This is a genomic window from Reyranella sp., from assembly GCF_036558665.1.
In the GTDB taxonomy this organism is placed as follows: Bacteria; Pseudomonadota; Alphaproteobacteria; order Reyranellales; family Reyranellaceae; genus Reyranella.
Genome location: NZ_DATBFE010000057.1, coordinates 35,667 through 49,838, shown reverse-complemented (window position 1 = coordinate 49,838; position 14,172 = coordinate 35,667). Strand labels below are relative to the sequence as shown.

14 protein-coding genes are annotated in these 14,172 nt (G+C 66.2%); 5 read left to right on the top strand and 9 right to left on the bottom strand.

The window, feature by feature from the left end; translation table 11 throughout:
• The 4 genes from VH499_RS08150 to VH499_RS08135 all read right to left on the bottom strand — a co-directional run bounded on the left by VH499_RS08150 (position 1) and on the right by VH499_RS08135 (position 4,632).
• A complete protein-coding gene (locus VH499_RS08150; RefSeq protein WP_332052208.1) occupies positions 1–1,086 on the bottom strand; it encodes an esterase-like activity of phytase family protein in 1,086 nt (361 codons plus the stop codon).
• Positions 1,025–2,929, bottom strand: a complete 1,905-nt coding sequence (gene cobT / locus VH499_RS08145; protein ID WP_332052207.1) for a cobaltochelatase subunit CobT — start codon at positions 2,927–2,929, stop codon at positions 1,025–1,027. Before cobT ends, VH499_RS08150 begins: the two co-directional genes overlap by 62 nt.
• A 9-nt stretch (positions 2,930–2,938) precedes the next feature.
• A complete protein-coding gene (cobS, locus tag VH499_RS08140) occupies positions 2,939–3,943 on the bottom strand; it encodes a cobaltochelatase subunit CobS (protein ID WP_332052206.1) in 1,005 nt (334 codons plus the stop codon).
• Positions 3,944–4,056: 113 nt separating this feature from the next.
• A complete protein-coding gene (locus tag VH499_RS08135; protein WP_332052205.1) occupies positions 4,057–4,632 on the bottom strand; it encodes a J domain-containing protein in 576 nt (191 codons plus the stop codon).
• 47 nt (positions 4,633–4,679) lie between these two features.
• Between VH499_RS08135 and VH499_RS08130 the strand changes: the two genes are divergently transcribed.
• Positions 4,680–4,961 (top strand): BolA family protein, encoded by a 282-nt coding sequence (locus tag VH499_RS08130; RefSeq protein WP_332052204.1) that lies wholly within the window; start codon positions 4,680–4,682, stop codon positions 4,959–4,961.
• A 22-nt stretch (positions 4,962–4,983) separates the two neighbouring features.
• Here the strand turns inward: VH499_RS08130 and VH499_RS08125 are convergent, their stop codons facing one another.
• Genes VH499_RS08125 through VH499_RS08110 form a run of 4 tightly spaced genes read right to left on the bottom strand, consistent with a single transcriptional unit; the run spans position 4,984 to position 8,619 of the window.
• The gene (locus VH499_RS08125) at positions 4,984–5,628 is read right to left on the bottom strand and encodes a DUF2889 domain-containing protein (protein WP_332052203.1); all 645 of its coding nucleotides are present in this window, start codon (positions 5,626–5,628) and stop codon (positions 4,984–4,986) included.
• A 22-nt stretch (positions 5,629–5,650) separates the two neighbouring features.
• The gene (locus tag VH499_RS08120; protein WP_332052202.1) at positions 5,651–6,949 is read right to left on the bottom strand and encodes an HlyC/CorC family transporter; all 1,299 of its coding nucleotides are present in this window, start codon (positions 6,947–6,949) and stop codon (positions 5,651–5,653) included.
• A gap of 6 nt (positions 6,950–6,955) precedes the next feature.
• The gene (gene aroB / locus VH499_RS08115) at positions 6,956–8,095 is read right to left on the bottom strand and encodes a 3-dehydroquinate synthase (RefSeq protein ID WP_332052201.1); all 1,140 of its coding nucleotides are present in this window, start codon (positions 8,093–8,095) and stop codon (positions 6,956–6,958) included.
• Positions 8,092–8,619, bottom strand: coding sequence for a shikimate kinase (locus VH499_RS08110; protein WP_332052200.1), 528 nt, complete (start codon positions 8,617–8,619; stop codon positions 8,092–8,094). Before VH499_RS08110 ends, aroB begins: the two co-directional genes overlap by 4 nt.
• A gap of 299 nt (positions 8,620–8,918) precedes the next feature.
• On the opposite strand from VH499_RS08110, the gene VH499_RS08105 reads away from it, so the two are divergent.
• Genes VH499_RS08105 through VH499_RS08090 form a run of 4 tightly spaced genes read left to right on the top strand, consistent with a single transcriptional unit; the run spans position 8,919 to position 13,499 of the window.
• A complete protein-coding gene (locus VH499_RS08105) occupies positions 8,919–10,520 on the top strand; it encodes a hypothetical protein (RefSeq protein ID WP_332052199.1) in 1,602 nt (533 codons plus the stop codon).
• 6 nt (positions 10,521–10,526) lie between these two features.
• Complete coding sequence (locus tag VH499_RS08100; protein WP_332052198.1) at positions 10,527–11,501, top strand: site-specific tyrosine recombinase XerD; 975 nt, start codon at positions 10,527–10,529, stop codon at positions 11,499–11,501.
• Positions 11,498–12,451 carry an acetyl-CoA carboxylase carboxyltransferase subunit alpha gene (locus VH499_RS08095; protein ID WP_332052197.1) on the top strand — a complete coding sequence of 318 codons (954 nt, stop codon included), beginning with the start codon at positions 11,498–11,500 and terminating at the stop codon, positions 12,449–12,451. Before VH499_RS08100 ends, VH499_RS08095 begins: the two co-directional genes overlap by 4 nt.
• A 28-nt stretch (positions 12,452–12,479) precedes the next feature.
• A complete protein-coding gene (locus VH499_RS08090) occupies positions 12,480–13,499 on the top strand; it encodes an LLM class flavin-dependent oxidoreductase (RefSeq protein ID WP_332052196.1) in 1,020 nt (339 codons plus the stop codon).
• On the opposite strand, the gene VH499_RS08085 is transcribed toward VH499_RS08090, so the two are convergent.
• Positions 13,496–14,140: a TIGR02466 family protein gene (locus tag VH499_RS08085; RefSeq protein WP_332052195.1), complete on the bottom strand. Its 645-nt coding sequence runs from the start codon at positions 14,138–14,140 to the stop codon at positions 13,496–13,498. The genes VH499_RS08090 and VH499_RS08085 overlap by 4 nt on opposite strands.
• Positions 14,141–14,172: the final 32 nt, after the last annotated feature.

Genomic DNA, 14,172 nt, shown 5'->3' with positions numbered 1-14,172 from the left:
TTATTTGACCAGCTCGAACATCAGCAGCAGGTTGCGCTGCAACGGATTGAAGTTGTCGTCCGAGATCATCCAGAGAAGGATCTCGCCGTGCCGGCCCGTGGCCGCGGATATGCCTTCCAGATTGTCCACCACGTACGGGGAGGCGAGGAAGGCCAGTTCTTCGGCATGCACCGTGCCTCCGGGCCTGAGCGTGCTCGCGTCGAAGTGCATGATCCGTACGCGCACGCCCCGGATCAGGTCGAATGCACGCTCGAGCAGGACAAGAGAGCCGTCCGGAACCTGGGCGATCGCCGTCGGATGGAAGTCTGGGATGGTCGCGTACTCGAAGCGGCTCCAAGCATATCGGCCCTCGCCCGCTGGCACGCCGATCCAGCCGACATTGAATCCCGACCGGAGCGAATATTCCTCGCTGATCGCAATGAGGCGTCCGTCCCGCAGCGCGGTCAGAGTTTCGACACCGCCATTGCGGGGCTGGCGGCGGAAATCTTCTGGGGCGTCGACGGCGACTGGTACGCCGTCCAGGGTCGTGTAGTGCCAGATGCGGTGGTGCCCCTCGAACGACACCATCCACGAGCCATCGGGCATGCGAGCCATCCCCTCGGCATCCGACCATTCCTTGCCGACCAGCGGCTTGCCGTCGGGCCCATGCAGCGGGCCGATCCGGGCGTTGCTGATGCCCGACAGATTGCCGTGCTGGTCGTAATCGATGGAGGCGATGAGCCAGTCGCCGACATCGGAGACCGAGGCGAGGCGGCTGCCATCGGGTGTGACATGGAGATCCGACCATCCGCCGAAATGGGCCGAGTTGGCATGGAGGGAGAGACCGCCGCGCCAGATCAGCCGGCCCACCTGCCGCGCCGAGGGATCATCGAGCTTGAACGGCTCCTTCTGGGTCCGGATCTCGAGCGGTCGCGACCGCGTGTCGAGCGGTGCTGTCGCCGGCGCGCCGCAGGCAGCGGCGAGCAACAGGCAGGCAAGCACAAGCAAGCGGAAGAAGTCGGGCAGAAAACGCCGGTTCGAAAGATCAGGCCGCGCGGCGACTGCCGGACCTTCCGCTGGACCTGGCGGTGCGGGCAGCGCGAACATCCTTGTTGTCATCTTCGTCGAACAAGGCGGCGAGCTGCTCCATCATGGTGCCGCCGAGCTGATCGGCATCGACGATAGTGACGGCCCGGCGATAGTAGCGCGTGACATCGTGGCCGATGCCGATGGCTATCAGTTCGACCGGCGAGCGCGTCTCGATCCAGTCGATGACGTCACGCAGGTGGCGTTCGAGGTAGTTGCCGGGATTGACCGACAGGGTCGAGTCGTCGACCGGCGCCCCGTCGGAGATCACCATCATGATCTTGCGCTCTTCCGACCGTGGCAGCAGCCGGTTGTGCGCCCACAGAAGCGCCTCGCCGTCGATATTCTCCTTTAGGATGCCTTCGCGCAGCATCAGGCCGAGGCTCTTGCGCGCGCGGCGCCACGGCGCATCGGCCGGCTTGTAGATGATGTGGCGCAGGTCGTTGAGGCGCCCCGGGTTCCCGGGCTTGCCGGCGGCGAGCCACTGCTCGCGGCTCTGGCCGCCTTTCCAGGCGCGCGTCGTAAAGCCCAGGATCTCGACCTTGACGCCACAGCGCTCGAGCGTGCGGGCAAGGATGTCGGCACTCATGGCGGCCACGGTGATCGGTCGGCCGCGCATCGAGCCCGAATTGTCGATCAGGAGCGACACGACCGTATCGCGGAAGTTCGTGTCCTTTTCCTGCTTGTAGGACAGCGAATGCATCGGATTGGTGATGATGCGCGTGAGCCGCGCGGCATCGAGCATGCCCTCGTCGAGATCGAACTCCCAAGCGCGGTTCTGCTGCGCCAGAAGCCGGCGCTGCAGGCGGTTGGCGAGCTTGCCGATCACGCCCTGCAGATGGGAAAGCTGCTGGTCGAGGTGGTTGCGCAGCCGGCCGAGCTCCTCGGCGTCGCAAAGCTGGTCGGCCTCGACGATCTCGTCGAACTTGATCGTGTAGGGGTGATATTGCTGGCCCAGCGGCTCGTTGCTGAGAGCGCCGGGCGGCAGCCAAGGGCGCTCGGCGCGGCCCGGTTCCTCCTCGTCGCCGGAGCCCATCTGCATCTCGGTCTGGGCCTGATCGGCGACGGTCTCCGATGCATCTTCCTGCTCGGAGGCATCCTCCGTCTCCTCGCCCTGTGCGCCATATCCCTGCGTTTCGCTCGAATCGCTCTGGTCGTCGCCGGTTTCGTTCGACTGGCCGTCGGCGTTCTCCTGATCCTGCGACTCTTCCGGATCTTCGTCCTGCAAATCGGCTGATTCGTCGCCGAGTTTCAGATCGCGGATGAGCTGACGGGCGGCGCGGGCGAAGGCGTCCTGGTTGCCGAGCGCGTCCTTGAGCTTCTGGAAGTCGCGGCCGGCGGCGGCTTCCACGTCGGCCCGCCACATATCGACCATCGCCTTCGCCGATTCCGGCGGCGATGCGCCCAGAAGCTGTTCCCGCGCGATCAGGCCGATGACGTCGGCGATCGGGGCGTCGTCCTTGGTCTTGATGCGGCCATGGCCGCGCTGGTCGGAGCGCTGGCGCCAGAGCGCGGCGAGATTGTCGGCGACGCCGGCCATGCGCTTGGCACCCAGCGCCTCGACGCGCACCTGTTCCACCGCCTCGAAGATCGCCCGGGCAGTCTCGCCGCGCGGCACGCGCCGCAGATGCATCTTGCGATCATGGTGGCGCAGCTTCAGCGCCATCGAATCGGCTTCGCCGCGAACGCGGCTGACATCCTCCACCGGAAGGTCGCGCGCGGGCACGGTGATGCGCGCCTCCTGGCCCAGCAGCGAACCGCCGTCGGGCACGAACGAGACGTTGACCTCACGGCGGGAGATCGCCCGCATCGTGGTGGCAGTGACCCGGCGGAACTCCTCGAGGGGAGTCGTGTCCTTGGCCATCGGCGCGCCCTAGTGCAGCTTGCCGCCCTTGCCGCTGCTCGGTGGCAGATCCTTGCCGAAACAGCGCTGGTAGTATTCGGCGAGCGTGCTGCGCTCGACCTCGTCGCACTTGTTGAGGAAGGTGAGGCGGAACGCGAAGCCTATGTCGCCGCTGAAGATGCGCGCATTCTCCGCCCAGGTGATCACGGTACGCGGCGACATGACGGTCGAGATGTCGCCGGCAATGAAGCCCGCCCGTGTGAGGTCGGCGAGCGCCACCATGGCCGAGATGATCTTGCGGCCGTCTTCGCTGTCGTAGGACGGCGTCTTGGCGGCGACGATGTTCACTTCCTGGTCGTGCGGAAGATAGTTGAGGGTGGTGACGATCGACCAACGGTCCATCTGGCCCTGGTTGATCTGTTGCGTGCCGTGGTAGAGACCGGTCGTATCGCCGAGGCCGACCGTGTTGGCGGTCGAGAACAGCCGGAAGGCCGGATGCGGATGGATCACCTTGTTCTGGTCGAGCAGCGTCAGCTTGCCCTCGACCTCGAGCACGCGCTGGATCACGAACATGACGTCGGCGCGGCCGGCATCGTACTCGTCGAACACCAGGGCCGTCGGGTTCTGCAGGGCCCACGGCAGGATTCCCTCGCGGAACTCGGTAACCTGCTTGCCGTCGCGCAGCACGATCGCGTCCTTGCCGATCAGGTCGATACGGCTGATATGGCTGTCGAGGTTGACCCGGATGCACGGCCAGTTGAGGCGGGCCGCCACCTGCTCGATATGGGTGGACTTCCCGGTGCCGTGGTAGCCTTGGACCATGACGCGTCGGTTGAAAGCGAACCCGGCAAGGATCGCCATCGTCGTGTCGTGGTCGAACAGATAGGCGTCGTCGACCGCCGGCACATGCTCGGTGATGCTGCTGAAGGCAGGCACCTCCATGTCGGTGTCGATGCCGAACACCTGGCGAGCCGAAACCTTGATGTCCGGCATACCCGAGACGTTCTGGCGGGCCACGGTCGTCGTAGAAGCCATCAGACGAATTCCTAACAAAGCAAAACCCGCCAGATTGCGGGCCTAAATCCAATAGTCGCAGGCCCTATTGTGCGCTGCAAGCGGCCAATTGGCAGGCCAGACGCGCGTCCATGTCAATCGGCGGGAAGATGCTCCGATGCCCGCAATGTGGAATAGGCCGCGTTGATCTCCTTCAGCTTTTCTTCGGCCTCCCGAGCCCCGCCATTGGCATCGGGATGATGCAGTTTGACCAGCTCCTTGTAACGAGATTTCACGTCGGCCAGCGTCAAGGGCCATGAAAGTTCAAGGACTTCGATGGCACCGCGCTCCGCAGGCGTCAGTTGCTCGCTGCCATCGAGACGCGGCGTCGGCCGTTCGGCAAGGCCGGCATCGTCGCTGAGGCCGAGCGGATCGTGGATTCGCGGTCCGCCGCTGCGACGGCCGCCCAACGGCCAGACAGGCCGGCGCCATATCGTATCGGCTCTGATATGTTGCTCGATCTGGGCGGCGTCAAGGCCAGCGAAGTAGTCCCACCGCTTGTTGTAGTCGCGCACATGCTCGAGGCAGAACCAGCGATATTCGTTCAGTCGGTCGCGTGCCAAGGGCGCGCGGTACTCGCCATGCTGCCGGCAGCCGGGCGCTTCGCAAACTCGCTCGAAGGAGACGTTGCTCTCGGTCGCGGTCAGAGGTTTGGCTCGCCGTCGCGGCATTCCGCTAATATGAGTTCAAGCGAATGGCCGGGCAAGAGAGGCGAGCGATGGGTGACGTGGCAATAGCAATTGACAAGAAGCTTCGACAGCGTTTCTCGCCGCTGCGGCTCAGCATCGAAGATGAATCGTCGCGCCATCGCGGCCATGCCGGCTATCGCGAGGGTGGCGAATCCCACTTCCGCGTCGAGATCGTATCGTCGGCCTTCGAAGGACAGACCCGCGTTGCGCGCCAGCGTCTCGTCTATCAGGCGTTGAAGGACGAGCTCGCTGCCGGCCTGCATGCCCTTGCGCTGACGACGCTCACACCCGAGGAAGACCGCAAGCCATAGCCTACCCGTGGCGCTTCCCGGATCAACCGTCGAGCTCGATTTCCTTGCCCGCGGCGGCGGCACGTACGGCCTCGGCATCGGGGCCGGTATAGAAATGCGGCGCCCAGCGCTTGACCACCTCGCCGTCGGATGACCAGGCATGACACGTGTCGATGACGTAGGGCTTGCGTGGCGACCGTGCGGCGCGGCTGGCCGGAGCGGCGCCGTTCTTGGCGCGGTGGACACGGTTCAGCTCGCGCGCCTTGCCCGAGGCCACGGTCTGGAACGCCGTCGTGGCGACCGGCCCCAGAAGCTCGACGATGTGGGTGCAGCCATGAACCCCGCCCAGCCGGGCGCGGACCTCGCGATGGAAGCCGCCGCCGATCCTGAGCCCGATCAGCTTCCTGAAGTCGGGCGCGACGTTACCGCAGACCTGGTAGGGGGACCTGTCGGTGACGGCCTCGATATCGACGATCGTGAACTTGTGGTCGAGCGTCAGGCGGATCGACATGTCGTGCACGAAATCGCCGGCCCTCAGCGGTCCGCGCCATTCATTGGGATGCTCGTAGGTCTTCTCGTCGGTAATGCGGCCCTCGATGTCCCACAGGCCGTCTTCCCGGAAGAAGCCCTGGCAGGTGACGCGGCGCGTATGCAGGTGCTGTCGCCCGGTCGGCGGCGAAAGCGGCATGGCAAATCCTCTCGGCTGGTCTTCAGACGTTGGGCGCCTGTATGGCGTTCGGCGGCACGATTCGCAACTCGGCGATGCGGGTGCCTTCGCGCTTCAAAATCTCGAATCTGAAGCCGTAGAAAGCATAGGTCTGGCCGACCTCGGGAATGCGCCGGGCTTCGTAGAGAACGAGACCGGCGATGGTCGTGGCCACGTCCTCGGGCAGCTCCCAGCCGAATTCGCGGTTGAGATCGCGTATCGGCACGCTGCCCTGGCAGATCAGGCTGCCGTCCTCTCGCCGGATAACGCCGCGCTTGATGGCGTCGTGCTCGTCCTCGATGTCGCCGACGATCTCCTCGATGATGTCCTCGAGGGTGACGATACCCAGCATCACGCCATATTCGTCGACCACGATGGCGAAGTGCTCGTGCCGGGCCTGGAAGGCATTCAATTGATCGAACAGAATGGTCGACTCCGGGATGAACCAGGGCGGCGTCATGACGTCGGCGATACGCACCGTGGCGGGTCCGCCGGCCGCGTTGACTGCGCGAAAGAGGTCCTTGGCATGGACAACGCCCACGATGTTGTCCGGCTGGCTTCGATAGAGCGGGAGACGGGTATAGGGTGCGGCCAGCACCTGCGTGACGATCGACTCGGTCGGCTCGTCGGCGTCGATCAGCGCTACGCTCCCGCGATGCACCATGACGTCGCTCACGGTGCGATCGCCGAGATCGAGTACCGAACGCAACATGGCTTTCTCGGCCGGCGCGTCGGCGTCGGTGAGATCGATGCCGTGAAGCTCGATGGCGCCGCGCAGGAGTTCGTCGTGCTCTTCCGGATCGGGCGTGCGGTCGGTGCGCGCGCCCAGCAAGTGCAGGAAGGCCCGCGATATCCACGATACCGCGCGCGCGAATGGTCCCAGGATCTTCAGGCTGACGATGATCGACGGCGCCAACATGAGGGCCACGCGGTCGGCGCGCAGCAACGCCCACGTCTTCGGCATGACCTCGGCGAAGATAACCACCATGATGCCGATCGCCACCGTGGCATAGACGACGCCCGCCGCCCCGAACAGGGCCGTCAGCACGGCGGTGCTCAGCGACGCCGAAAAGATGTTGACCACGTTGCTGCCCAGCAGCACGGCGCTGACCGTCTCGTCCTTGCGGTCGAGCAAGTGATTGACGAGCTTGGCGCGACGATTGCCTTGCTGCGCCAGTCGATGCATGCGCGGCCGGGACACCCCGGTGATGGCCGTCTCAGCGGCTGAAAGGTAGGCGCCGAGCAGGAGGCAAAGCAGAACCAGCGGGGCCGCGGCGACCAGCGGTACTTCGAGGTTTTCCATGGGACGTCAGGCAGCGATGGCAGCGTCGAGCAGGCCTCGCAGCGCCGTCTCGTCAACTTCGCGGGTGACGAACGCCTTGCCTATGCCGCGGACGAGCACGAAGGTCAGGCGGCCTGCCTCGGCCTTCTTGTCGCCGCGCATATGGTCGATCAGCCTCGCCGCATTCCACTGCCTCCGATTGTCACCGCCGATAGTGCGCAGCCGCACCGGCAAGCCGACCGTGCCGAGATGGTGGCGTACACGCTCGGCGTCGGGCGCGGGACAGAGGCCGAGCCGGGCCGACAGAGTGAAGGCCATCGCCATGCCCGCACCCACCGCCTCGCCGTGCAGCAGGTCGGGACCGAAGCCGGTTTCGGCCTCCAGCGCGTGGCCGAAGGTATGGCCGAGATTGAGAAGGGCCCGCAGGTCGGTCGTCTCGCGTTCGTCGGCGGCGACGATGCGCGCCTTGGCGCGGCAACTATGCTCGATGGCGTAGGCGCGCCTGACCCCATCGCCTGCGATCAGGGCACTGCCATTCTTCTCGCACCAGTCCCAGAACGAGGGATCGTCGATCAGGCCATACTTCGCCACTTCCGCATAGCCCGCCAGCAATTCGCGCCGGGGCAGGGTGTCGAGCACATCGGTGTCGGCCACGACCAGACGTGGTTGATAGAAGGCGCCGACGAGATTCTTGCCATGACGGGTATTGATGCCCGTCTTGCCGCCCACCGAGGAATCGACCTGTGCCAGCAGCGTCGTGGGCACCTGGATGAAATCGACGCCGCGCAGCAACACGGCGGCGGCAAAGCCTGCGAGGTCGCCGACGACGCCGCCGCCCAGCGCCACCAGCGTGGTCCTGCGATCCGGGCGGCGGTCGAGAAGGTCGTTCATAAGGCGGCCAAAGCCGGCGAGATCCTTGGTGCCTTCGCCGGCAGGGACCGTGACGCTTGCACTCTGGACACCGGCCCGCTCGAAGGAGGCTGCAACGCGAGCGCCGTAAAGCGCCGCGACGGTCTGGTCGCTGACCACGAGAACGCGTGGCGCGGCGAGCAGGGGCGCCGCCAGCTCGCCCACCCGGTCGATGAGTTGCGCTCCGATCGCGATGTCATAGGCGCGGCCCGCGAGATCGAGGCGCACCATCCGCGGTGCCGACGATCGAGCATTCATGCCGGCGCCCCCAGGGGCTGGAATGCGAGATGCCGGCGAAGGGCATCGATCACCTGCTCGGTCGTGATCTCGGCCGGTTGCGCCGTCGACTCGACGACCAGATCGGCCTCGGCATAGACCGGATAACGCTGGGCCATCAGCCGGGCGAGAACGTCGCGCGGATCGCCCTGCCGCAGCAACGGCCGGTGGGCCCGCTTCTTCACGCGCTCGAAAAGCACCTCGAGATCGGCGCGCAGCCACACGGTGACCGCTCGTGCGCGCAACAGCGCGCGCGTGTCGGAGTCCATGTAGGCGCCGCCGCCTGTGGACAGCACATGCGGCGGTCCCTCCAGCAGGCGCGCGATGACTCGTCGCTCGCCGGTGCGAAACTCCACCTCGCCGTAGCGCTCGAAAAATTCCGCCACCGTGCAGCCGGCCGCGCGCTCGATCTCGTCATCCGCATCGATGAACGGCAGGCCCAACCGTGCGGCAAGCCGCTTGCCGATTGCCGTCTTGCCCGCGCCCATCAGTCCGACAAGGGCCACGGTACGCGATACAGGCGGGGCTGGAGAAGGGGAGTCGATCACTTCATGCAGGGATGTCGCGCAAACCGGCCGCGGTTTCAAGCGACCAGCGATTGCCGGCCCGGCATCGGACGGCTAGTTTGCCGCCGCTGTGCCCCCTATTCGGTCCATTCGGTCCAAGAGTCATTTTCGCGCGCCTCCCTCCCGGGTATGGCCGTTGGTGATCGTTGTCGTCGTTCTTGTGCTGGTCGGTGCGGGACTTCTTCTTGCCCTGTTCCAGCCTCGCCCGGCGGTGCGGCACTTCGAGGTGACCGTGCCCAGTGATCGCTTTGCGCGCTAGCCTCGTCGTCGCGGCCGGCCTCGTTGTCGCGGCCGCGGGCGCTTCCGCGCAGGGCCCGAACCTCGATGACCGTCCTACCGGCTTCCTGACCGAGAAGACAGGCGGCATGCCGGCCGACAGCTGGTCCGGTACGACCCTGGCCACTGCCAAACGACTGGTTTCGGCCCTGCCGGCGGCGCCTCGCAGCCGCGCTTTGCGCGACCTGCAGTTCGACGTCATGGTGAGCCTGCTGACGCCGCCCGCCGCGGATGGCAGTCCCTTGCCGAGCCTCTTCGCCCGCAAGGTCGACCGGCTGGCAGCCATGGGTGAGGGCGAGAGCCTCAACGAGATGGTGCGCAGCGCCGGCGATTACGACGATCCCGCAGTGGCCACCACCGTCACCAACGCGATGATGATGGCCGGCGAACGCGACGGTGCTTGTGCGGTCGCCGATCGTCACACGCTTTTGGAGCCCTTCGCCCGTCGCGCCCAGGTCGCCTGCATGCTGGCCAAAGGCGACACCGATGGCGCGCTGCATGCGGCGGCGGCATTGCGCGGCAGCGACCCGTCGCTTGCCGCGTTGGTCGAAGTCGCGGCAGGTGTCAGACCGCCCGTCGCGGCGCCGCCAGGCCCTGCCGATGGACCGGCCATGGTCCTTCTTTATCTTGCGCATCTGGCGCCGCCGACATCGCTGCTCTCGACGACGCAGCCGCCGTTGATCCGCGCGCTGGTCGGGCAACCCGCCTTGCCGATGGCGACACGGATCGACATCGCCGAGCGTGGCGAGGCGCTGGCGATCATCGAGGCCACCCGACTGGCGGATCTTTATGTGGATGCCCTGCGCCAGGGAGCGCCACTGCCGCCGGCAATGGAGCGCCGGGCACGGCTGGTCGCGTCGGCGCGCAACGCGGCCAAACCGCAGGAGATCGTCGACGCCGTTCGCGCCGTCTATGGCGAGACGCGTGGCAGCCCGCTGTTTCCGACGATCGCCCGGGCGAGCGCCGCCGCGCTTCTCAACCTTCCCGCCAAACCGGCCTACGCCGATCTGGCGCAGGAGGCGATTCGCGGCTTCCTGCTGCTGGGCGACAAGCAACTCGCCAAGGCCTGGACAAAACTTGCCCTGCAGGCCGCCTACAACAATGCGCGCGCCCTGAACGCCCTCGACCGCCTGATGCCGCTGATCGAGATCGCCGGGATCGACAGCGCGCCCAAGGTGGTACCGGAGGACATCAACCGCTGGTACGAGGTGGTGCGCCAGGACGATGCCCGCGCGGCTGCCTTGCGCGGCAACGTCCTGCTTGCGCTGTTTCGCGGGGTCGGTTTCGATATTGCACCGCGTTCGACGGACCTGCCCGAAACACCACCATCGGGTGTCGGGCTGGTGATGCCCTCGGCAGGGGTCCTCCAGGCGCTGCAGGCCGCCGGCGCGGGGCATCGACGGGCCGAAGCTTCGCTCCTTGCCTGCGGTGCAATCGGTGAAACGCCGCTGACGGCTCTCCATCCCGCGGCGCTCGCGATCATCGTGCGTGCGCTGCGCGACGCCGGCGAGGACAGGGCTGCGCGGCTGTTCGCGATCGAGACGGCGATCGCGCACGGTTTGTGAGGCGCCGTGAGAAAGAGGCCATCGGCGACGCTGTCGCATGAAGCGGAGGCCTTCATCGAGATGATGGCGGCCGAACGTGGCGCCTCGAGGAACACCGAGGCGGCTTACCGCAGCGACCTTGCCCATCTCGAAACCTTTCTCGCCCGCCGCAAGCAGAAGCCCCGAACCGTCGATGAAGCGGCGCTGCGCGCCTACCTGAAGTCGCTCGACTACGTCGGCATGACTGCGCGAACGGTCGCGCGGCGTCTGTCCGTGATCCGCCAGCTCTTCCGCTTTCTGTTGGTGGAACGCCTGCGCGAGGACGATCCCTCGAGCGCCCTCGATTCACCGCGGCTCGGCCGGCCTCTGCCCAAGGTGCTGTCGCGCGCCGAGGTCGACTGCCTGATCGAGGCGACGCAAGGCAAGGAGGCTGGCGATGGCGGCCGCATGGCGACGCTGCTCGAGATTCTCTATGCCGCCGGCTTGCGCGTTACCGAGCTGGTGACTTTGCCGCTCGCGGCAGTCGAGCGCGACCCGACGATGCTGGTGGTGCGCGGCAAGGGTGACAAGGAGCGGCTGGTGCCGCTTTCCGATCCCGCGCGAAGGGCGATTGCGGCATGGCTGCATATCCGCGCCGGTCTGCTGGGTGACGGCGAGACCTCGCGCTATCTGTTTCCCTCACGCGGCCGGGCGGGCCATCTGACACGCCAGCGCTTCGCGCAGCTTCTCAAGGAAGCGGCGCTGGAGGCCGGCATCGATCCGGCGCGCATCTCGCCGCATGTGCTGCGTCATGCCTTCGCCAGTCACCTGCTCGAAGGCGGCGCCGATCTGCGCAGCGTGCAGTTGATGTTGGGCCACGCCGACATCGCCACGACACAGATCTACACGCACGTCCTCGACGAGAAGCTGCGCGCGCTGGTGCAGGAGAAACATCCGCTGGCGCGGCGCCGGCGCCGGGCGGTTGACAGGACTCGGACGCCGGGCGACACCTCATCGCGATGACGACGTATCTCGAATTCGAGAAGCCGATCGCGGAGCTCGAAAGCAAGATTGCCGAGCTCAGGCACCTGCCCAACTCTGCCGACGTGGACATCGCCGACGAGGTCATGCGCCTGCAGGACAAGGTGCAGAAGCTGCTGCGCGCGACCTATGCCCGGCTCACGCCATGGCAGCGCGTCCAGGTCGCCCGTCACGCCGAGCGCCCGCATGCCCAGCGCTACATCGATCGGTTGGTCACCGACTACACGCCGCTCGCCGGCGATCGCGTTTTCGGCGAGGACGCTGCCATCGTCGGCGGCATGGGCCGGCTCGAGGGCCGCAGCCTGGTAGTGCTGGGCCAGGAGAAGGGCGACGACACCGAGTCGCGACTCAAGCACAATTTCGGCATGGCGCGGCCGGAGGGCTACCGCAAGGCGCAACGGCTGATGCGGCTGGCCGATCGCTTCAACCTGCCGGTGCTCACTTTCGTTGACACGCCCGGCGCCTATCCCGGTTTGGACGCCGAGGCGCGTGGCCAGGCCGAGGCCATCGCGGCATCGATCGATACCTGCCTCGCGATCGGAGTGCCACTGGTCAGCGTCGTGATCGGCGAGGGCGGTTCGGGCGGGGCGCTCGCGATCGCCTCGGCAGACCGGGTCTATATGCTGGAGAATTCGGTCTATTCGGTGATCACGCCCGAGGGCTGCGCCTCGATCCTGTGGCGCTCCAACGCCAATGCCCAGGACGCGGCCGAGGCAATGAAGATGACAGCGGCCGATCTCAAGAAGCTCGACGTCATCGACGAGGTCATTCCCGAACCGATGGGCGGTGCTCATCGCGCTCCCGACGAGGCGATCGATGCGGTCGGCAAGGCCGTGTCCGGCGCGCTGGCCGAGCTCTCGCAGCTCGATCGCGATACGCTGCGACGGCAGCGCCAGGACAAGTTCCTCGCCATGGGCAAGAAGGGACTGTGAGCGCCTCCCCCGGCGACTGGGGAGGAAAGTGACTCTGCGTCTCAGCGTTCTCGATCAGTCTCCCGTCCGCAAAGGCGGCACGGCGGCACAGGCAGTGGCCGAGACCCTCGAGCTGGCAAAGCTCTGCGATCAGTTCGGCTACCATCGCTACTGGCTTGCCGAGCATCACAGCAGCGCGGCCTTGGCCGGTTCGGCACCCGAGGTGCTGATGACGCGCGTTGCGGCGCTGACCAGCCACATGCGCATCGGGTCGGGCGGGGTGATGCTGCCACACTACAGCGCATTCAAGGTGGCCGAGAATTTCCGCATGCTGGAGACGCTTTTTCCGGGCCGCATCGACCTCGGCATCGGTCGCGCGCCGGGCAGCGACCAGCGCACCATGCGTGTCCTGGCCGACGGAAGATCAAATTGGGCAAGACCGGAGAGTTATCCCTATCAGGTGCGCGATCTGGTGGCCTGGTTGCATGACGCCTTGCCGGACAGCCACCTCGGTCGTGGTGTGACGGCCCAGCCGACGGGTCCGACGGCCCCCGACGTGTGGCTGCTGGGGTCGAGCGACGAAAGCGCGGCGCTGGCCGCGCATTTCGGCCTGCCTTTCTGCTTCGCTCATTTCATCAATCCCGACGGCGGCGATGTGGCGACACGCGCCTATCGCGCCCGTTTCAGGCCATCGGCGCTCCATGCCGAGCCGGTGGCGATGATGGCCGTCACGGTTCTTTGCGCGGACACCGACGAGGAGGCCAATCTTCTGGCTACCAGCCGCGAAGTGTGGGCAATGCGCCTGCTTTCACGCGGCGAGGCGGGGCCCGTGCCGTCGGTCGAGGAAGCGCTGGTCGAAGCCAAGGCACCGGAGGCAGAGCGATGGCTCCCGAAGCTCAGGCGACGTTCGATCGTCGGATCGCGCAAGACCGTGCGCATGGGACTCGAGGAGCATGCCGCCAGGCATCAGGTCGATGAGGTCATGGCCGTGACCATCTGCTACGCCTTCGAGAAGCGCAAACGCTCCTATCAACTGCTGGCGGAAGAGTTCGATCTCGCGCCGCCCTAGTCTTTTTTCGTGCCGGCCGTTGGATCCCACATCGGGGCGGCGAGAGTCTCGGCAAACTGCTTGAACATCAGGTTGAACGAGACGCTGATGCGCTCCGTCTGGCCGTCATTGGCAGGCACGCTGTGTCTCAGCCATGCCGGAAAGATCAACAGCCGGCCCGGCTTGCTCTCGGCGTCCGCGGCATTGGCGGTTAGACGCGTGAACTGCCGCGGCCGCGGCATGATCATCGAGGGACGCGGATCCTGGAAAACGATGTGCGAGCCCGATTCCGGTACCGCCACGTAGTAGACGCCGCTCAGATAGTTGTTCGGATGATTGTGCGTCGGATGGTAGGCACCCGGAGGATTGATGTTTGCCCAGCAGCCGGTGATGGTCATGGGATGCTGATCGACCTGCAGGAAGCGAGCCACACCGCGCGCCGCCGTCTCGACCAGCTTCACGAAGTCGGCGAAGGCGGGGCGCGTGTGCAGGTCCTGCGGCGTCTGCCAGTTGCTGCCCGCCGGCACCTTCGGTCGCGGCGAGATGATCTTCTCGATCTCGGCCTTGAGCTTGCTGTTGAACGGCGCGGCCTCGGCGGGTTTCAGATCGACGATCCAGATGGCCGTCGGGAAGAGTTCCTGGACTTCCTGCTTCTCGATCATGCCTCACTATAGCGAAATCACTTCGTGATGGC